The 20527-nt window shown below is 37.2% G+C and carries 14 protein-coding genes; 3 read left to right on the top strand and 11 right to left on the bottom strand.

Going from position 1 to position 20527, the window contains the following annotated elements; all coding sequences use genetic code 11:
• Positions 1-14 precede the first annotated feature (14 nt).
• The gene (locus QQK06_RS07785) at positions 15-1100 is read left to right on the top strand and encodes an adenine nucleotide alpha hydrolase family protein (RefSeq protein ID WP_284244091.1); all 1086 of its coding nucleotides are present in this window, start codon (positions 15-17) and stop codon (positions 1098-1100) included.
• A gap of 45 nt (positions 1101-1145) precedes the next feature.
• On the opposite strand, the gene QQK06_RS07780 is transcribed toward QQK06_RS07785, so the two are convergent.
• The 11 genes from QQK06_RS07780 to QQK06_RS07730 all read right to left on the bottom strand — a co-directional run bounded on the left by QQK06_RS07780 (position 1146) and on the right by QQK06_RS07730 (position 17796).
• Positions 1146-4913 (bottom strand): Ig-like domain-containing protein, encoded by a 3768-nt coding sequence (locus tag QQK06_RS07780; RefSeq protein WP_284244090.1) that lies wholly within the window; start codon positions 4911-4913, stop codon positions 1146-1148.
• Positions 4914-5049: 136 nt separating this feature from the next.
• Positions 5050-6747 (bottom strand): asparagine synthase-related protein, encoded by a 1698-nt coding sequence (locus tag QQK06_RS07775; protein ID WP_284244089.1) that lies wholly within the window; start codon positions 6745-6747, stop codon positions 5050-5052.
• On the bottom strand, positions 6748-7911 hold the full coding sequence (locus tag QQK06_RS07770; RefSeq protein WP_284244088.1) for a carboxylate--amine ligase: 1164 nt from the start codon (positions 7909-7911) through the stop codon (positions 6748-6750).
• 13 nt (positions 7912-7924) lie between these two features.
• Positions 7925-8902, bottom strand: coding sequence for a polysaccharide deacetylase family protein (locus tag QQK06_RS07765; RefSeq protein WP_284244087.1), 978 nt, complete (start codon positions 8900-8902; stop codon positions 7925-7927).
• Positions 8903-8904: 2 nt separating this feature from the next.
• The gene (locus QQK06_RS07760) at positions 8905-10068 is read right to left on the bottom strand and encodes a hypothetical protein (RefSeq protein WP_284244086.1); all 1164 of its coding nucleotides are present in this window, start codon (positions 10066-10068) and stop codon (positions 8905-8907) included.
• A 30-nt stretch (positions 10069-10098) separates the two neighbouring features.
• Positions 10099-11277 carry a glycosyltransferase family 4 protein gene (locus QQK06_RS07755; RefSeq protein WP_284244085.1) on the bottom strand — a complete coding sequence of 393 codons (1179 nt, stop codon included), beginning with the start codon at positions 11275-11277 and terminating at the stop codon, positions 10099-10101.
• 80 nt (positions 11278-11357) lie between these two features.
• Entirely contained in the window at positions 11358-12482 is a 1125-nt protein-coding gene (locus QQK06_RS07750; protein WP_284244084.1) for a glycosyltransferase, read from the bottom strand.
• Positions 12472-13818: a phenylacetate--CoA ligase family protein gene (locus QQK06_RS07745; RefSeq protein ID WP_284244083.1), complete on the bottom strand. Its 1347-nt coding sequence runs from the start codon at positions 13816-13818 to the stop codon at positions 12472-12474. Before QQK06_RS07745 ends, QQK06_RS07750 begins: the two co-directional genes overlap by 11 nt.
• Positions 13819-13827: 9 nt before the next feature.
• Positions 13828-15333, bottom strand: a complete 1506-nt coding sequence (locus QQK06_RS07740) for an oligosaccharide flippase family protein (RefSeq protein ID WP_284244082.1) — start codon at positions 15331-15333, stop codon at positions 13828-13830.
• An 18-nt stretch (positions 15334-15351) separates the two neighbouring features.
• Complete coding sequence (locus QQK06_RS07735) at positions 15352-16692, bottom strand: O-antigen ligase family protein (protein WP_284244081.1); 1341 nt, start codon at positions 16690-16692, stop codon at positions 15352-15354.
• A 48-nt stretch (positions 16693-16740) separates the two neighbouring features.
• Positions 16741-17796, bottom strand: a complete 1056-nt coding sequence (locus tag QQK06_RS07730; RefSeq protein ID WP_284244080.1) for a GNAT family N-acetyltransferase — start codon at positions 17794-17796, stop codon at positions 16741-16743.
• Positions 17797-17919: 123 nt separating this feature from the next.
• Between QQK06_RS07730 and QQK06_RS07725 the strand changes: the two genes are divergently transcribed.
• The gene (locus QQK06_RS07725) at positions 17920-18993 is read left to right on the top strand and encodes a glycosyltransferase family 4 protein (RefSeq protein WP_284244079.1); all 1074 of its coding nucleotides are present in this window, start codon (positions 17920-17922) and stop codon (positions 18991-18993) included.
• Positions 18994-19004: 11 nt separating this feature from the next.
• Complete coding sequence (locus QQK06_RS07720) at positions 19005-20522, top strand: hypothetical protein (RefSeq protein ID WP_284244078.1); 1518 nt, start codon at positions 19005-19007, stop codon at positions 20520-20522.
• The last annotated feature ends 5 nt before the right edge of the window (positions 20523-20527 follow it).

Genomic DNA, 20527 nt, shown 5'->3' with positions numbered 1-20527 from the left:
CTTTAAGGGATAGTATGGAAGTTACAGCAATTGAACAATCTGTAAGCGAAGATGGCTCAATAAATGTAAGGGTCAAAATAGCTCAGAAATCAGACTTACAGTTAAACTTTCAAGGGGCAGAGCAACTTCCTTTTCTCAATGATTGTGTTTTTCTTTCTTTATATATTCAGTCTATGCAAGAAGGGACTGATTTAACTTTTCCAGATAAATTTCCTGTTTCAGCAATGTTAGTTGAAAACTTGGATAAGCATCAGAACATATTTACAAAGTGGTATAACGAACACCTTCATCCTATTGATGTAAATGTCAAAACAGTGACGCAAGATCTTGAGGCTTCAGGTAAAGTATCATTATTCTCTGGCGGTATAGATTCTTATTATACTTATGTAGAAAAACAGCGTGAGTTAAGTCATGTATTTTTATGCATAGGTATGGATATTCAACTGGAAGAACAAAAAAAAATTGATTTAGCCGTTGTTCAATATAAAGATTTTGCTCGAAAACATAATAAAAAACTGTTAATCGCAACGACCAATGTACGTCATGTTTTTCCAGGAGCTAAATTGTCTACACAGCATGCAGCTCTATTCACTGCACTTGTATTGGCCTATGGTTTAGAAACTTTATATATTCCAGCATCGCATAATATTGATGAGTTGTTTCCATGGGGGAGTCATTTATTGACAGATCCTTTATTGTCTAACGGTTTTACGCAAGTCATTCATCATGGCGCTGTTGCAAGAACCGAAAAAACGGCGGGGATTGCTGAAAATAAAGATGCGCTAGATAGTATTCGTATTTGTAATTCATCTGAAGAGTTTAATTGTGGAGAGTGTGAAAAGTGTCTCCGCACTATGTTTGCATTGGCGGTACTAAAAAAGGAAACTGACTCGTTACCTCTATTACAAAATAAGCTGCAGTTTCTAATAAAGATTAAAATTTATAATGATAGTCAAGCGACGTTCTGGCAAGACAATTATCAGCTAGCGATGAAACATCAATGCTTCGAACTTGCTAAGTATGCAAAAGCTATTGTCCGAAGTTATCAATGGCGACAATGGATAAAGCAGGGAATTTCACTGTTACGTAATCGAGCTTAATGATTGCGAGAATTCTCGTTAGCAGGAAATACCTGCTAACGAAGCTTAATTACAGCTTTTTACTGTAAATGTTGCAGAGCTCTGACCTACATTTCCCGCCTTATCGTAACCATAAATGGTTAACTCTTTGGTAAGATTAATATCTTCCGGTTGATAGATAGTTGAAATTTCATTTGTGGATAAAGCTGTGTCCCAGATAATGACATCATCCAGACTTCCTTGATATCGTCTATTATAAAAATCAGGATGGTTCATTGGCTTGCCGATTGATAATATTTTATCAGAATTAAAGGGCCAGCTGATTTCTTGTTGAGCAATTTGCTTGCTAATTACCTCTTCACCATTAATAAAAATAGCTACCGTCTTATCATGCTTACGGATGACAATATGTTGCCACACATTAAGGTTTATAGAATTAGCAGGTGTTTGTACTATATTCGTGTCATTGGCGTTGTGGGTGTTATCACCTGATGACCAGGAAATAGACAGTTCGTTATTATTTCGATGAAAATTTGGACCTAAATAGATGGCCCAGCCTTGCTCATTTCCTATGTAATCCCAGCTTTGAGACATTAACATACCTGTACCGTTATCTGGCTTTATCCAAAATGCAATGGTGAGATCATTAGTTATTGGGATCTGAGTGGTATCAAAATTAATTTCGCTGCTTTGGCCATTAAAACTAATAGCGCTATGAAGGGGATCATTAGTAAAAATAACATCTTTTGCTGTGCCTATTAGATGACTACCATCGCGGCTAACAATGGTGTTAGTCTCAAGATCAAATGGTAAATAGGCCAACGATTTGAAAATGGGAATAGCCTTATTAATTTGATATGGCTGGCAGTTATCCAGTTTGACCTGTTCGTTATCCAATTCCAGCACGCAATGACTCACACTATAATTATCTTGCACCTGATATTGCACACTAACGTCATCACAAAAGGTTTCATTACTTTCAGGAGAGTTTATAGTAACAACGGGGGCTACTCTATCTGGGGTTAATGCGGTAAATGAAACTGATTTTTCATTATAACTGCCAAATTTATCCCAAGCTTTGACTGTTAACTTATGGGCTTTATCAGCCAAAGCATTTGACTGCATTGTATGGCTATAGGGGGCTTCAGAAAACGTTGCTAGTTTTTCATTATTTAACCAAAACTCTGCCAGTGCTACGTCATCACTATCAGAAATTTCGGCATTAATCTCAACTAAATCACTAATAGCTTGCTCCGGCATCGGATTAATTATATTGATAGTAGGAGGTGATACCGGAGGTGTTGGCTTAATTATTTGCCAATTACTTTGTGTTTTATAAGTTTGAACACCTGTATCCCAATTTGACTGCCAGATTCGGCAAGTATCTTCATCATCATTTTCAGCGCAAAAGTAAAGTGTGGCAAAGGCTAATATGTTACCGATAGGCCGGTCTGTTGTGGGTAAAACTGGGAAATCGGTAACATCAACAGTGAAACTTAGTTCTTCAAGTGTTTCACCTGGAGCAAGGCTAGGTATTTTCCATACGGCTGCGTCATAGCGGTTATAGCCTGATTGATCTACTTCTGAGATTTTAAGTAAACCATTCGGGCTCGATTTAAGTACATTACTAAAAACAACTACATTTTTAGCCGTAATCGTGCCGACGTTTTTTAACTTGAAGGTGAATGTAATGGATTCTCCCGGGCTGAAATATGTAGCGTTATGTTGCTGGGTGAGTGTTAAAAGGGGGGCGCTATCTTTGTAACTTGGCAGAGAAGTTTCCGGCTCGATTAAAAAATCAATATTAGCTGTTCCTTTAAACCACCAGTTAAATTTACGTGGTGGTGCTAGGCGATAGCTACTTAAACCTGCATCAGGCGCAGAAGTTCTAATCCAATAAGGGAAACTATAGGTAATTACCGAATTATATAGTTTTGCGATAACAGTTAAATAGTTGCTATCACATTGAGTTAACGCGCAAGAAGCAAAATAAGCGGCAGCAAATGTTTTGATAACATCTGGTGCATGCTCTAAGTCTAGAGAGCCATCATTGCCCTGCTGCTGAGCAGTGAGGTCGATACCCGCTATATAATGAGGAACATAATAACTGTCTTTACCTTGCCAGCCTTTCCATTCATATAAAGAGACTCCTTCTGTTTTGAAAAAGTCAGCCATTTTGATAATGAAATCTAAACTGGTTAGATCTTCGGAATGAATATAATAGCGTTCGATAGCATCGATCAGATAAGCTGACATCCAAGGGCTAGCGATATAATGCTCTCCTCCTTCGCCGTGAGATTCGGCGGTATGCATTAATCCGCCAGTTTTTGGGGCTCCATCAACTGGATTTTCCTGCATATTTTTTAGTGCGAGAAAGGTATTTGTCGCTTTTGTCAGATAGGCTTGTTCTCCAGTCATTTCATAGGAAGTCACATAACCTAATAGTTGTACAGCAGCATGGCGTTCGGTCCAAAAGTTGCTATTTAAGGTGTATTCAGTATGAAATGAATCCCAAGCTAAATTTAATTTATTAAAAGTTTCAGGAATTTCAGAAGTACCTTGAAGAATATAGTTAGTTACCAGACTTTCACCATAGCTATATTTCATATCATTTGAGCTTTTTAATGAAAAATAGCCATTATCATTAATATGCTTGAGATAAAACTGTGATGCTCGGTGTGCTGCACGCAGGTATTTATATTCTCCTGTTTTGAAAGCCAATTGATAGATGGCCATAGCCCGGTCAAATAGCCAAGCTGCATAACTATTTCTATGAGGAATTAAGTTGTCATCTAATACCCTTGGGTCAACACGATTAATTGCGGTATCGCCAAATAATTGAAAGGCATTATCGTATGCAGATAAATCTGGGTGACTCCCTACGGGCAATAGTCGAGTTTTGATGACGCTATTTCCATACCATTCAGGTGAAAAAACAGCATAAACAGCAGGTTCATATATTTGTTCACTCGCTGGGTATTCTTGATCGTTAACTAACAGCCAACTATCTTCAACTGGTGTCAGTTCACGGTCTACTGTAGACCTTCTGCGTCCCCATTCTAATATAATAGTTTTTGGAGCTAGTTGTTGATATTCATCAAGATTGAAGCTGGTTTTTATTTGAACAATAATGGATCGAATGCTTTCGTAATGGACGCTAGTTTCATGCCAAGGTAAAAGTTGCCTTGTCGCTACAGGTATTTCGTTGCCGGATTCATCTAAAAGGCGAAATTGAGTGATATTGGTGATATAACCTCGTGGAAATGGGATGCCAAAAGATGCCTTAACTAAGGTATTAGCAGTAATATTTTCGTTAGGAAACAGGGTTATTTCAGTTTGCCCATAACGTGTAACTATTGGATGAAAACTCCGTTTGGCTTGTTCGTTAGAAGCTTGAGTTGAAAAATGAAATGAGTAAGGAGCAATATTTTTTTTATTTTCACCGGTGGGATTTAGACTGAATTTGTAATCTGAAGAGTAACTTAGCATTGTTTTAGGTATAAAGGTGATAGATTCATTTTCTACCATTATTTTTCCGGCTACTTTTTCATTATCTCGGTATAATTCAATATCATTTGCATTTAAATCTGAAGATATTACATCGGAAAGGGCTATTGTGATGTTAGCATCTACTGGAACATCTGATTGAGACGTGTTTGGCATATGGTTGATGACAAAAATCTGAGGAGTAGACTCCTCGGTGATCGGGCTTTCAGAGAACTCTTGATTGACTGAGGTCGTAGTGTTGCTATTTTCTGAACCTCCACATGAAATTAATGAAAAAATAACAATTAATATCGATATATTTTTTAACTGTAAAAAATGATGAAGCATATGAGGACCTTAGATCTTCCGTGAACTATCAGACAGAATAGTTGCTTAACTGATGATATGTCTTTGATAGTCTAAGTATACACGATAATAGGTTACTCGCATTTGCCTACACCGTATTAAAGTTTTATGACGGGCTTTAATCGTTATATTTAATGTTAAATTCCGTAAATAAAATATTTAGTGCTGCTATTGTCCAACAGGTTTCGGTGTCCAGTTGTTCAGCAGGCACAAAAATGAAATCATCTACGGCTTGTTCGACATACTTTTTAAGACCTGTGTTCAACCAGGTTAGGTGAGGTGCAGGAAACCCTTTTTTAGCTAAATACATGAGTTCAGGGGCGAAGAATTGTTCTCCTATTTGTCTTAAAATAGGTTTGACAAATTCGCCTGTTATCGTCTGTTCAATGGGTAAATGGGCAGCAAAGTTCATCACATCAATATCGACGAATGGACTGACTAATTCCAAACCAAAGTGAGCCGCTAACGCTCCAGTTTCATGAAAATGATTATCGACGTCTGTATCTAGAGCAAAGCGCTTGATTTTCAATAAATCATTGGTTAGAGCATCTGCATGTTGTGGATAGCTGTTAAGTTGCTGCAGTGAGTAATTATGATTGTTCAGCGAGATTGATTTTTTCAAACACTCAAGTGTGTACTCGTTTATCGCTAATTTATTCGTTTCTTGAATATAGTCTTCAACGGTATCACTCAGTAATTTTTGTATCTTACTTTTACTTGCTAAACGACTAATCAAGTATTTAGAGCCTGGAAGCCATTTAGTTAATTTTTGTACTTTCTGTTGTTTTTGCTGTCTTTTGAGGTAACGTTTAAGAGAATTATTGCCGAATAAGGTATCGGCAGCTTCACCATAAATTACTTGAGAAAACTCGTTTTGCAGTTTTTCAAAAAGTAGGTAAAGAATAATTGAACTTTGAAAACGAGGTGCTTGTTCAGTAATTAAAGCGCATTGTTTAAATGCATCAGCGATTTCATTGTCGCTTATGTCGATGACTCTATGTTCTATATTTAATGTTTCGGCAAATTTTATTGCTGTAGCCAGTTCTGGGTTTTCATGCTCGATTGAGCGGTGAGATATTGCGACTAACTGATGTCCTGCGTGCTGTGCAAGTGCGGCTAAAATTGACGAATCGACCCCACCAGATAATAAAATAGCAATTTTTTTACCTGGTGCTAACATTTTGTTTAAGGCACTTATTATTAGCCTTTTAGTTTCTTGGGTTAGTTCAGCTAAAGAACCATTATTTAATTGATAATCCTCTACCGAAGGCAAAGTGTAATAACAGTGCTTTTGGGTAATACTATCAGCTTTTATCGTCCAATAATGACCCGAAGGTACTTGATAAACACCAGAAATTAAACTGTGCTCACCAGTAATCCAACGATATAAGAACTCTTCTTCTAATGCGGTTGGGTTTAATCTATCTCCGTTCGCCTTTAACGACGCTAGCTTATTGCTAATAGACCACCCATTTGATGTTTGTTTTAGGTAAAGGCGATTTCCCCCAGCTTTATTGCTATATAGGGTGAATGAACTATCAGACTTGCTCACTTGAACAATTGAAAAATGACCATTTAATTGTGTGACACTGTTAAGTATTTCTGTCTTGCTAAAATAGGCTTTCCTATCAGCTGCTTGATTAAATGCATTGTCTTGAATATAGCCAACTACAAAGATATGGTCATGATCGGTCTCAATATAGCTAATTTCGCCATCGATAGAGCAATTTAACTCTTTGCCTTGGTAGTGTTTGCTAGCTTCTATAGCGTCAACTGTATCAACAGCAGTGTTGGCTAAGATAGTAATACTTGTCATTTAGTTAAAGACCTTACGCCATAAGGATTTAAAAATACCTGTCAGTTGTCTGCTTGCTAAAATAACAGCAGGCATTGGGTCCCACCAAGTGAAGTAAATATAGACGTGGCGTTTTGTAAATAGATTTTTTAGGTATTCTTTGGCTATTGAAGGTAATGACTCACCGTCACTTAATCGGGAAAATAAATCTTCATAAAAACTAACAAAAACAATGTTATTTTGCATTTTATTTGCAGTTGGCAGTTCTTGTTTAGTTGCTAATAGGTAAGTGGCATAGGCATTATTGATACCACAAGAGGTATCGAAATAATTACACATGCCTAGGCGAGGATTGATTTCAATATATTTATAAATTTCATCTTTTGGATCTTGCTTAAACTCTACCATGGCGGGGCCAGTATACTTTAATGCTTTACCTAATTTTTCTGATAATTTGATGACATCTTCATTATATTGACTGATAGCGTAGCTGGTAACACCGTAGTGAGAAGGTGACAAACGTAAACGATTAAAAGTAAAAGCTTGCGTTATATTACTATTTTCATCGAAAAAACAGTTACAAACCCATTGTTGCTTGTCTGGTCCCTCAATAATTTCTTGCGCTATCAAATGGTCCAGTTTATCGCCAAACTGACTGAAAAATTGTTCAAGTTCAGGCTGACTATTAATAATAATATTTTTACTTCCTAAGACCATATGTTTATGCGATCTTGGTTTAATGATAATAGGTAAGGAAAGTTCACTACTTAGCTGTTGCTGATTATCGATATGTTGTACTGTTTTGGGGATTGGGATCACTTCACCAACGGTTAATGTTTCTTTCGCTTTATCAATGAGTACTTCTGCTAAGTGACTATCAGGAATGATAAATTCACAATTTTGTCTAAGCACTTCTTCATGTTCAGTTAAAAATGTGACAAACCAATCTGACGTCGGCACTATTATCGTATTTTTAGGTTGTGTTTTTAAGGTCGCCAATAACCATTGGTGTTGCTCTTCATCGGTCGTACCATCTATGTACAATTTAATTGTAGGTACTTTAGATTTAAGCGATATGTCGCCTTTATCTCGTGTTATTACCTGACATTTCACCCCTTGCAGGTAAAGGCTTCTTACTACACCTAAGCCATTTGGTCCTGCGGCAAGCACTATAGTGTTTGGCATATTAGTCAACGTCCTATTTATTTTTTACGATAATATTTTTTAATTCTTTAACAGTGCAATTCCCATCTACCGGTAAACGCCTCAGTTGATAACGCTGATCAGCAGCAAATGAAAGTACCACACCAGGGATAAAAGAAAAGGCGAGTTTGTATCCTGCTTGTTTGGCTAATTGTTGTGTTAGTTTACTAAAAGCTGAGCGTCCCCCAACAGGATAAGCAATTGAAGTAGTGGCTTTGTTTAGGTGCTGTTCAATAATAGCTTTAGATTGCTCTATTTCTTTTTTTTGCTCAGTTTCATTTAAATGTGACAATATGCTGTGGCTTAGCGTGTGTGAGCCAATATGCATGCCATTATCAGACATTTCTTTTGCTTGTTGCCAATTAATAAAAAGCGAAGAATTTCTTAATGAGTCTGGTATATGGCATTGGCATACATTCTCAAGTTCTGCAATTTTATCTGGCATAGTTCTGCTTTGATCTTGCTTAATGACTCGTAATACTTTTCTTATTTTTTCAATCGCTGAACTATTTGATATATCGATACTTTCTTGCCAATTCGTTAGCTTGATTGACGGTACTTTGGTATGACGTACTATCCAGGCAATTTCATCCCACCAAGGAATGTGTGGAGCATCTAAGTAATCTGTTGCGATATAAAACGCTGCTGGCGTGTTATATCGCTTTAGGATTGGATAAGCTACTTCATAGTTATCTATATAGCCATCATCAAACGTGATTAATGCATACTTTTTATCTAACTTGGTATTATTTTCAATTTTCTCGATCAGCTGTTCAACACTGATTGGTACAAACTTGTCATTGAAAAATTTGATATGTTGTTCAAATCTTTGTTCGGTGCAACTAAAAACATTAGGATCAAACGCGCTTTTTTCTTCATCACCAATTCGGTGATAGTTAAAGCAATAGACACCATTTGGTAAAAAAGGCCATGAACACTTAGTGTATAACTGTTTCAGAACTGATTTGATCACTGTTATGACGCCTTATAGTTTGGAGCCGCCACCACGTAGTCACGATAATCATTTGGATTACCTTGTTGGCCAGCTTCCGCCGCTTTGACGATATTATACATTTCGCGTGCAGAGACGTAATGGAGTGCGTAATCTTCCCCATCGTTGTATTTTTCTTCAAGGTATTGGCACATATCATAAAATGGTTGGCCTAATAGGGTGTCCATATCTTGTTCTTGTGTGCCATGAGTATGTACTTTAATAAATAGCCAGTCTGGCTTACCTTTTACGGTAATTGCGGTATCTACCCAAAGATCAACACGATCTTTTGTTGGTGGCATGGAGGTTCTGATATCACTGTTTTCTATCTGAGGAATAAAGCCTTTTTTACACTGTTTCCAATTTAAACCTACAGGACCTGTGATCAACATCAAATCTCCCCAAGGATTGCCTCCAACGGTGACCACTTTCCCGGTATTATGTGATTTAGGTTTTTCAGGGTCATCTTTGGCATAATAGATTTCATTAACCATTGCTGGCTGTGTTGGGCTAGGAGCAGATGGAAAGGTAAAATCAGCATAACAACCAGTTTCTTTTAATACGATTAATTCATCATTAACACCGCACATATTACCACTGGGTAGGCTGTTATCTAAGCACCAATTACCATGAATAAAGGTATACTGTAATTTTCCACTTTGTTCATCTCTAACAAATGCACCATGATTTTCATGAAGTGTTTCAGTGAAGCGCTCTAGCGTATTGCGCAAGTTTTCGCTGGTGTCATTATGGTGATGTAAATGAATTTCAATTTCCCCCATCCCTTGGGCGCAAAGGTCAGTGATCTTATCTAAATGTTCACGACGATATTCTTCTTCAGGATAGAAAAATGAGTGTTTGGGGTAACAACCGTCGGCATCTTTAAATTGTTTAGCTACTTTTGGATAATCTTGATGCCAACGTTCGACACGATCACATTCTTGCTGATAAGAAACATCCTTACCCCACATAGGTTCATAATGATCGACAAAACAAAACATGATGTGCTTAGTTCCATCTGTGTTCGATGAAAGAAATAGTTTACGTTTAAGGTAATGGCCAAGCCATAAATGCATATGTTTCTTTCTAATAATTAACACTAATGCTAACGATATTGTGATAATAAGAACGAGCAACGTTAATAACATTTATTTTTATTCCTTTAATCGAGATGTTGCTTATAAGCTAATAAGAGATAACAATTGTTGAGCATTATGTTTCCATTGACGTTCGTTTTCTATATAGGAACGAGCATTTTTTCCCACTTGCTTTTGCAATGCGTTATTTTCGGCGATAGCTAGCGTTTTATCAATACAAGCTTGTCTATCGCCAGCAGCGAATAACCAGCTTGTTTCGTTGTCTTTGACCACTTCAGCAATAGGGGTAAAGTCTGGCGCAACCATGCCTTTGCCCATTGCCATAAACTCAAATAACTTCATCGGCGAACCATAGTTATTTGAATCTGGTAATATACCAAAATCCATAGCTGATAAGTAGGTACTTACTTCTTTATGATCAACTCGTCCCGTGAGAATTACTTGATTTTCAATATCTGCTTGCTTAATGCGTTGCTGAATCGGGGCAAAGCTAACACCATCACCGATTAACAGCAATACGATATCAGGGTACTGCTTTAATTTATCTGCAATGATATCGACAAACCAATCGATGCCATGCCAGTGGACAAATGCTCCAACATAGCCGATAACGGTTTTATCATTGATATTAAGCTGCTGACGTAACTTTGTTGCTTTTTCATCATCGATAATAAAGGCATCTAGGTCTGCAGCATTAGGGGAAATGACCGAAGGTGCGATTTCACCAAATTCTTGTTGGGCAATTTGTTGAAATTCACTGGAAATAAATACTAAGCCTGTGGCATTTTTAAATATCCAACGCTCAAACTTTTTGGCTAATGAGACAAAAAATAACTTTCTGACACGATGTACTAAACAAGAGTCATTAATTTCTAATACGATGGGAATATTACGTTTTTTAGCCCACCAAACAGATGAAAATAAAAATAGTGAATATCGCTCGTAAATCATCTCAGCGTTAGTTTCATTAACTGCTTTGCGTACCCTAAAGGCAGAAATTATATTAAATAGAATTTCAATTAATTCGAATACAAACTCGGGTGTATATTTGGTTAGGTTTGTTAATGAGGCGACTAATCCGCTCTTTTTGGGAGGAATTTGTTTTTTAGCACTTTGATCCTCTTCGGTTTCCGGCTCCGCACCTGGTAAAGATAAAATGCTAACCTGATGGCCTAACTGACGTAGTCCCTTAGTGACACCGCGAATGTGTACCCCTTCAGCGCCTTTTCCTCTGGTTCTATGATGAAATAGAATATTCATTTAGCTTAAAGCCTTTATTAATATTATTGTCTGTTACCGTAATTTTCCCATATGCTAGCAAAATCGTTGCTTGGGAAAAATCATTTACTTTCAATTAGCTCAATTAATTGTGTTTTGTTTTTTTGCCATGAAAATTGTTGGCTATGTTTTTGAATAGCACATTTGTTCCAATGATTGGCCAAAATGAAATTGATCGCGTCAGCTACTGCGAGGTCATTTTCTTTTTCAATGAGTTTGCCGCAGATGCTTTCATTGATGATTTCAGGTATTCCACCTACTTTGGTTGCTATCACTGGCTTACCACAAGCCATTGCTTCTAGTAATACATTGGGTACACCTTCGTGGTAGCTTGGCAAGGCCAACGCGGTGCAATGGTTAAGCCATTGAGGAATCTCATCGTGATTAATTGCGCCTAACAATGTCACTTTATCGGATATGTTGTATTGCTTGCAAAGTGCCATTATTTGATTCTTCATTACCCCGTTGCCAGCAAAAACCAAATGTAATTTCGGGTGTGTTTGATGAACCTTATTGAAACCATTGAGCAGTTCCATCACACCTTTATCGTACTTTAAGTTACCTATAAATAATAAATAGTCATTACTGTATGGCGCTGCTGTTGGTTGAGTGAATTTTTCATGATTAACGCCATTGTAAATCACCTGAATTTTGTCTTTATCTATGCCAAGAGCGATCATTTTTGTCGCTAACGCTTGAGATACTGATAAAATCCCTTTTGCTGTTTTGCTCATTTTTACTACTTGTTGAGCTCTAGCTTGATGCTGACATTGAATATCAATGTCACTGCCGTGAACTTTAAAATAAAAGTCCGCTTTAAATAACTTACTCAACCAGCTAGATGCGACGGCATCAGGAAAAGCCCAACTAGCTAAGATTTTTTGTGGTCTTAATTGTTTTAACCAAAAACCGGAATGGCAAACAATGGAAAGAAACATATAAAGCGAGTATAAGCGGCGGCCAATTTTGGGAGTAAAAAAGTAGGGGACATAACGTTTATTGCTCGTCTGCTTAATTTCCTTCCTATGTTTGAACCAGTCAATAAATGCGATCGGTATGATAAAGTAAAGATCGTAGGCAGTAGCTAATGCTTCAAATTGCTGTTTATTAAATGTTGCTCTATTTGGTTCCCAAGGCAGGGGGAATAAATTAGTAATAATAAGTAACTTAGTTTGACTAGACTTCACAGATAGTCACCCTATGCTTGCCTGTTTTAGTTAATGGAATCTCTGCTACTTTTTCAATATTAATCATTAAGTCATTTTTACTGTATTTATTGATCTCATCATAAATAGCTTGCTCATTTTGAGGGGAAAATTGTTCGTTGCAAACTAGCTTAATGGTAATACGGTCTAATTCTTTCTGAATAACTTGAAAACGTTCAATACCATTAAATTCTTTGAACATATGAGGAAATAACTCTCCTGGTATGGTAGCGCCAGAAGGTGTTTTAATGATATCGAGCTTACGTCCATCAATACTACTGATCAGTGGCAGAGGATTACCACAACTACAAGTACTATTTTCCAGCGTTGCTTTATCGCCATTGATATATCTTATTAACGGCATGCCATAGTTATATAAATCGGTGATAACAAGGTCTCCTGATTCTCCTATGACCGATTTTTGTTGTTGATCAACAACTTCTACGATTAAGTGATCTGAGTTTATGTGTAAATTTCGTTGCTGCTGGCATTCGGCTGCAATCAGCATAAACTCTCTACAACCGAAAGTATTATAAACAGGTGCCTTGAAGGCTTTTTCTATGGTGTCTCTTTGAAAGTCATGTAACTGCTCTGCACCAGTTAATATTCTTTTCGGGGCTTTAACTTGGCAATTGTGCGTTAAAACATAACGAGCTAATTCATATAAAGGGTTTACATAAGAAACTATCGCATCAGCTTGATATTGATTAATATCATCAATATATGATTGCATGTTGTTCTGGTTCATCGCAAAAGAATTGAGCATTTTTCTATGATAAAAGCCATGATAAAGCGCATTTTTAATTGATTTAGCCTGACTAGGATTACCTAAATCTGCTCCCCATAGATAAAGGGTTTTCACTCCAAGCCCTGCACCTAACCAACCATACCCACGCCACATAACGGCTTCTCTTCGCGTATTACTGGTTAAATCTAGTTCAAATGTAAAAGGTTGTCCGGTTGAACCACCTGTAGATTTTTTTACATTGTTCGGGTGAATATCACTGGTAAACTCTTTATAGTGTGTTCTGATATCTGATTTAGTGACTAATGGCAATTTTTCAAAATCTGCAAATGATTGAATATCCTGAAAAGACTCAATTCCGGCATTTTTCCAAATCTTTGGATAAAACGTCGTGTGTTCAAAAGCGTGCTTGAGCAACTTTTGCAGTTCAAGCCATTGCCATTGTTGTAATTGTTCACTGTTCCAAGTTAGGTGTTGCTGGTATTCATTGAGCAGTGGAATTAAGTTTTTGCCCTTTATTTTGTCATAGACAGGCATGATCACATGCCTAAATAGTGGGGTATAAAAATCCATATTAATCACTTAAGTTGCTTTTAAAAAAGGTAATTTTGCCGCTATTGTCGTAATTGTTTTTTGTTTGATGTCTTTATTAAGCAAGACTAACCAATTAATCAGCACAATAAAGGGACATAAAACGATACCAGATGTAATCAGCATTAGCCAATTGTGAGCCATGTAGTTGGCTAAAAGGTATTGGCCGATTATGCCTACACTATAGGTTAATACTATCGATAGCAGAAAGCCTTTTAATACCGGTGTTAAGTTAAAATTATTGTATCGTTTCAATAATAAAAGGTTAAAAACGACATCAGTCATAAAAAAGCCTATTGCAGATCCTAACGCGATGCCAATAAGGCCAAAGTAGTGGGATAAAACAATTGAGCTGATTATGTTACAAATAGCACCGGATAAATTTGTCAGCGCTAACAGTTTGTGATTGGCTTGCGCCAGTAATACTGCTTTGGTTGACCAGCTGAGTGCACGACAGAGAAATGTAAAAACTAGAATGTTCATTAACCAAACGGAATCTTCGAATTCTTTGCCAACCCATAAAATAATGAAAACCCCGCCAAAAACGAATAGCGTCTGATATAAGATACTATAAACTGTAATGTTAATGAGAGAAACTTCGTGAAACATGACTTCCATGTTTTCTTTTCGAGCGACCATACGAGTAAAGACCGGCTGAAATATTGCGCTGATCGATTTGGCAAATCCTTCAACTAATGTACTTAGCCGATTAGCTATGCTGTATATAGGAACTAAGGTTAATTCAAATAATTTAGTAACTAATATTGGTGCTGACTTGGTATTAATTGAGCTAGCGACGCCACTAGCGATAACATGTTTTGAGAAATGAAATAATTCTTTCAATTCACTAACACTAATCAAGGAAAGGCGAAACACTAACGGAGGATATAGCTTTTTCACGTAAACAATTTTTAATATGTTACTGAGAAAATCCGCGACTAGTGTCGCCGCCACCGCTCCCCAGATATGCATTTCAGGAATGAGGATAAAGACTAAAACCGCTTTTACAATGGAGTTAAAAGAAGAAATGTTGGCGTCAATATCATAACGTAACATGCCTGAAAAAAAGCCGTGGAAGGCATTCATAAAAAAATCCCACAGCACTTTAATTATTAGTACTGTGGTTATCGCTGAAAAGGTGATTTGGTTGGCATTGTTAACATCGAGTATTTCCGGAAATTGAGCCACGGCAAATAAGCCTAGGCTGGAAATTGCGCCTAAGGTGCCAAATAGCATAATACTGGTAGAAAATATTGTATTGATATGGGTGTCATTTTTCTTTTCCAGTGCGATCGTAACTTGTCGTTGTACGGCAGCAGGAAATCCCAAATCAATGACATTAAACCAGCCTAAAATTGATAACGTCAGTAGCCATAAACCATAGTCGTTAGTGCCTAAGGTTTTAATAAAAAAAGGGGTTAGCAATAATGAAATTGCTACCATAATAATATTTTCTAACAGTCGGAAAAATGAACTGGCAAATAATTGTTTAATCATTGTTGTCTTATCTGTTGCTTAGAGGCCAATTTTCATCGCGATGAATACGGTAAAAATGATTAACCATGAGTATCTGATACTTTTGAAAACCATTGCCGCAGAGAATAACTCTTTAAGTTCTGGTCTTATTTTTAATATTCTTAAATGACTTGCCGTTAAAAGGCCCAAGAAAATAAATAACAATAGACTGTAACTTCTACTTAAGAAAAAAGCGGTGATCATAAATCCGACCATCGAAAAAAAGATAGTTTTATTGATTGTAAGTTCTTGTTGGTATTCTTTTTGACGTTGCTCAGATGCTGAATCATCATCAAGTGTGGAATATTTCTTCATTAGTAAAAAGCCAACTAACATCGAAAGGATGAGTACGCCTCCCCAGATTGAGTAACCTAATACACCTAATTCAGCAGCGATATGTATATACGAATTGTGAGCAACCAAATTATGTTCTTCAATGAAATTACCCATACCTATGCCGAAAATGGGGTTACTCAACAGCATGTGAACGCCCACATACCAGGCATCTAACCGGCCATGGGCGGAAGACTCTGAGGAGGACATGCCGCCAAAAGAAGCTAATAGTGTTGCGACTAAAGGGGCAACAACTATGGAAAAGATAATGAGTTTGGTACCAGCCTTGGTAAAGAGAAAATAAACACCTACTATGCCTATAATACCAAGTAGAGTGCCTCGAGAACCAGTCATATACACGCCATAGAAGATGGCGGTAATCACACCGAGCATGATCATTTTTTTGAGGAAATTTCCCTGATGCAAGAAATAAAGCGCAAATGGAAAGTTCATTACTAAAAACATGCCCAGATCATTTGGGTCGCTAAAAAAGCCAAAATAAGTAATACGAATTTCCTGGCGAGCGACACTACCGACGCTTCGGCTTCCTCCTATTCCGGTGCCATATTCACCGTTGTAACTTGAAAATTGTAGGTGGCCATTGTAAATCATGATCAGAGCTGCAATTAAGCAGAGATACATGATGATATGTTGTCGTTGTATGCTGGTAACGCAATTGCTAAAGAGAAAAAAAGGAATAGCGGAACTGACGATCATGATATTTGCTTGATATAAACCACCACTAAGCCAGCCATTTAATAAACCAGAAGCAATGATAAGTGGGATCAGTGAAAATAATAAATAGTGCTGCGGCATCAAGTTAATTGGTCTTAGTGTTAAAACCGTTAACAATATGGTGGTAAGCGCGAGTACCTTAATAATAATCCAGTTAGACGTTTCATAAGAAAACTCATGAGGACGGACTAAGACAAAAATTGTATAAAGCACCAAAAAGAAAAATGCGACAGTGGCGTTTTTTTCCTTAACTATTGGTAATCTTCTCGTCATTGATGGCAAATTCCTTATATACGGCTACGATACGCTCGGCATTATATGCTAGTTAGTCGCTATCTTCTGCAAAATTTTAGCGACTTTATTTCTAACGGGTGAAAAATTTATAGCCAAGTTATACATCGGGGATTCTTGACACTTAAATTTACCCTTATAGCTATCATTCACAGGCCCCATCATAAAATCGTAGTATTGTTTGTTGCAGTGCTCGATTGACCATAAATGTAAGGCGAAACCCGGAGATAATTTGTTGTATTTTTCCTCATTCCAGCCACTTTGATAAAAATAACAAGTATTTTCATCCTGTAAATAATAATGAATGGCGATAACTTCGCCATTAACAGATAACGCACTGATAGCCGTTTTATCACGCTGTGCTAACAACGTTAAATGAAAGCTTTCGAATTGTTTGCTACTAAAAGCCCCGGGCAATTTTTTCTTTTGCCACCTAGTTTGATGAAATTGTTTCATCTTATGCCAGTAACTGGTGTGTTGTTTAGGGGAAACCCAATAAAATTCGGCATTTAATTTTGCAAGTTGGTTACGAGAACGTTTATAGCGATTGACGTTGTTTTTGCTTAATGTCTTTATGTTCCAGTTGTTAGTGGCTATATAGTAGCGGGTCCCTGCATTTTGTTGACTGAAGATTGTCGTATCTGCTTGTATAAGGCTGGTGATATTTGCTTCTGGTTTAATTGCTCTGCTGAAAAAACTATTAAGGTTTGTTTGCCACTTTTGTTCAAAAAATAAATTAAAAACATCATCTTTAAATGGTTTTAAAATTAATAGATCCACATACTCAGAGGCAACTTCCATCGCTTCAGGCTCTCCCTGACCGAGTAAAAATAAATTATTTTGCTCAATCCAGTTATTGTTACGCTGATAGTAAAAAGGGAACAATGCTACTAAATTATCTTGATGAAAAAAGGCATAACAGTTCAGTTGCCAATTGTTTTGCCAATATGTTTTGTACCAAGTTAATAGCCATAGCGGAGAGGTGAAAATGCAACCATGGTTAGCGCGATTGTTTAAATTTTCCCACTGTTTTTCTAGCGAGATTAACTGCTCAGTATTTTCAATTTTTTTACAAATAACGCTCATTAGAACTCTTGTTAATTATGATAGCCAATCAGCCTATTTTTCTTGAGTTTATACTTTAATAAAGCTGGAAGTCATCGTTATGTTACCGCATAATTGTCAAAATTTAGAAACTAATTATTAACAATGGACGGTAATCAAAATTCAACTGCAGTTCTACACATTGTCTCGAGCTTGGAAGTAGGGGGAGCAGAGCGCTTTGTCATTGACTTATGTCAGGTACAGCGAAATAAAGGAGCTAATGTTGCGATTTTATCATTTGGTCAGAGTAGTGATCCATTAGTAAAAGAATGCGAAAACGGCGAAATTGAGGTTTTTCACACCCAATCTGGCAAATTGAATAAATGGCGCAGTGCATATAAGGCGCTTAAAATTTTTGATGTCATACATTTTCATTCGCCATACCCATTAAAGTTTTTATTACCAGTGTTGCTTTTTTGTCGAAGTAAAAAAATTGTTTATACCCGCCATGGTGCAGATCCATTAGCTGGTAGCACTTGGCGTTGGACACATAAAATTGCCCGTTATTTTGTAGATCAAATGAGTTTTGTCTCAAAAGAAGGCGCACAGGTGTTCGAACGCTCTCATGGTTGGCATAATATGACTAAGCATGTTATCGATAATGGTGTTAATTTAACTGAGTTTCAGCCAGAAAAAACTCAGTTCACAGGTTTACGCTTAGGCTCTGTTGGCCGTATGGTATCGTTAAAAAATCAAATAAGTTTATTGCGTGCAGTAGCGCGATTAGCGCCGGAAACACAAAAGGCAATTGAGATCCATTTCTTTGGTGATGGACCATGTTTAAATGAATTACAGCAATTTAGTGAAGAGCAGCTGAGATCATCGAATATCGTTTTTCATGGCATGGTGGCTAATAGAAATACGATATACAATAGCTTTGATGTCATGGTGGTGACTTCTGAAACAGAGGGATTATCGTTAGCAATAATTGAAGCGATGGCATATTACTGTCCAGTAATAGCAACTAAGGTTGGCGGTAATCCTAAATTGGTTGAGCATCAAAGAAATGGTTTGTTGTTTGAGTATAATGACGATGAAACGTTAGCTTCTTTGATTAAAACAATATTGGATGACAAAGCTGTCATCGAGCAATATGGTGCCGTTGGTCGACAAAAAATAGAGCGACAGTTTTCATTGTCAGCATGTGCTGATAAATATAATCAATTATATATCGATTAATGGTGGCTCTTATGGCGTTTATGAGAGTGATGTTCTTGTGTGCTTTTTTTCTAGTTGCTGTTACTAGTGCCAGTGCACAGGAGCAAGGCAGTATTGCTTTAACTGTACCGCAGTTAGATGGCAGTTTCTCACTGCTGGTACCACAAAACACTGTTACTATTTCGAGTAACATTAATATTTATGATAACAATATAAGAATTCCAGCAGAGGTGAGCTATACACTTCTATGGCCAAATTCTGCCAATCAAAAGTATCAGTACGTCAGAATTCTCAACATCAAACTGTTAACTAAACCTTCTACTAAGTTATTAACTTTGAGATGGCAAACAGGCACAAAGTTACTTTCAGAAACCAGTAAAAGTGAGAAATTAAATAGTCGCATTATTTATCCGAATAGCTCTTGGCTAAGAAAAGCTTTGTTGCTAACAGATGACTTAAATGTTGACGATACATGGTACCGTAGTATTCAATCTTTAACGGCAACTTATCTGGCCGATGAAGAGGCATTGACAAAAAACAACTATCCTCGCAATAAAGCGAGTCAGTGGCTTTACGACAGGCCGCAGGCGTTTTATCAATTGTATCTTGCGACTAACAACCATCAATGGAAGCGCTATGCCGATCGTTTTGTGACTTTTTATAAAAGCCAGATAGATGATGAGGGGTTTTTCAAGCTGGCAAAACCTGAAGATGTTAAGTATTTGATGGGCCGGTCTTTAGTTTATCATCACTTGTTAAATTACAGCGAATCTTCGTTGGACGTTCTAGGAAGGTTATATAACGCATCGCTTTCATGGGATGCTGGCTATTCAACGGGGCGCGGCTTTTGGACTGAGCGTCATCATGCTGCGGCGCTTAATGTTGCGATAAGTTATTGGGAATTAACTAATAAGCAAAGTGCTAAAGATAGAATTGAAGAATTAATTAATACGTTACTTGCGATGACTTTTACACCTGAGAATCAATGGCCGGTAAGTAATTGTCCTCAGCACACATTTAATGCTCATGAAGGTTGGGGAGATGAGTCCCCCACCTGCTCACCTTGGATGATGGCGCTTTTGGCGGATAATCTATGGCGTTATTACTGGCTAACAAATAGTGATAAGTCACGTCAGTTATTAGTTGCGTTTGCAGACTTTATCGCAGAAAAAGGAATTTTTATTGCTCCAAAAGGCAAAATTAAGGGGCAAATAATTCCTAAATATTTAGTGTCATTGCAAAATAGTAAGCAAGAGGAGCTCGACGCTTGGTCAGACCGACAACATACCTGTGATGTCGCATCTATGATGGGAAAAGGCTTATATGTTGAGAAAATTGAGGGTGGGCGACTAAAGACTAACACCTTGTCTGTATTTAAAAAAATCTCCAATTTATGTCAGGCACAGCATGTAGCCATTAATGAAAAATATAAATATGTAAAATTAGAACGTTTAACCAGTAAGCCTCCAAGAAAGTTTAATTGGCAGTATTCTACCACTGACGATTTACCATGGTTAATGTCAGTTTTAAATCAAATAGAGCAAGATTAATAGAG

Origin of the sequence: Thalassotalea insulae (assembly GCF_030161395.1) — a bacterium.
Classification (GTDB): domain Bacteria; phylum Pseudomonadota; class Gammaproteobacteria; order Enterobacterales; family Alteromonadaceae; genus Thalassotalea_E; species Thalassotalea_E insulae.
This window is presented reverse-complemented; position numbering and strand designations above follow the sequence as displayed.

Bases quoted from the DNA above. Each gene is read 5' to 3' on its own strand.
- QQK06_RS07775 (WP_284244089.1), bottom strand. From the start codon at position 6,747: ATGACAAGTATTACTATCTTAGCCAACACTGCTGTTGATACAGTTGAC.
- QQK06_RS07740 (WP_284244082.1), bottom strand. From the start codon at position 15,333: ATGATTAAACAATTATTTGCCAGTTCATTTTTCCGACTGTTAGAAAAT.
- QQK06_RS07720 (WP_284244078.1), top strand. From the start codon at position 19,005: ATGGCGTTTATGAGAGTGATGTTCTTGTGTGCTTTTTTTCTAGTTGCT.
- QQK06_RS07770 (WP_284244088.1), bottom strand. From the start codon at position 7,911: ATGCCAAACACTATAGTGCTTGCCGCAGGACCAAATGGCTTAGGTGTA.
- QQK06_RS07785 (WP_284244091.1), top strand. From the start codon at position 15: ATGGAAGTTACAGCAATTGAACAATCTGTAAGCGAAGATGGCTCAATA.
- QQK06_RS07735 (WP_284244081.1), bottom strand. From the start codon at position 16,692: ATGACGAGAAGATTACCAATAGTTAAGGAAAAAAACGCCACTGTCGCA.
- QQK06_RS07730 (WP_284244080.1), bottom strand. From the start codon at position 17,796: ATGAGCGTTATTTGTAAAAAAATTGAAAATACTGAGCAGTTAATCTCG.
- QQK06_RS07745 (WP_284244083.1), bottom strand. From the start codon at position 13,818: ATGGATTTTTATACCCCACTATTTAGGCATGTGATCATGCCTGTCTAT.
- QQK06_RS07755 (WP_284244085.1), bottom strand. From the start codon at position 11,277: ATGAATATTCTATTTCATCATAGAACCAGAGGAAAAGGCGCTGAAGGG.
- QQK06_RS07760 (WP_284244086.1), bottom strand. From the start codon at position 10,068: ATGTTATTAACGTTGCTCGTTCTTATTATCACAATATCGTTAGCATTA.
- QQK06_RS07725 (WP_284244079.1), top strand. From the start codon at position 17,920: ATGGACGGTAATCAAAATTCAACTGCAGTTCTACACATTGTCTCGAGC.
- QQK06_RS07780 (WP_284244090.1), bottom strand. From the start codon at position 4,913: ATGCTTCATCATTTTTTACAGTTAAAAAATATATCGATATTAATTGTT.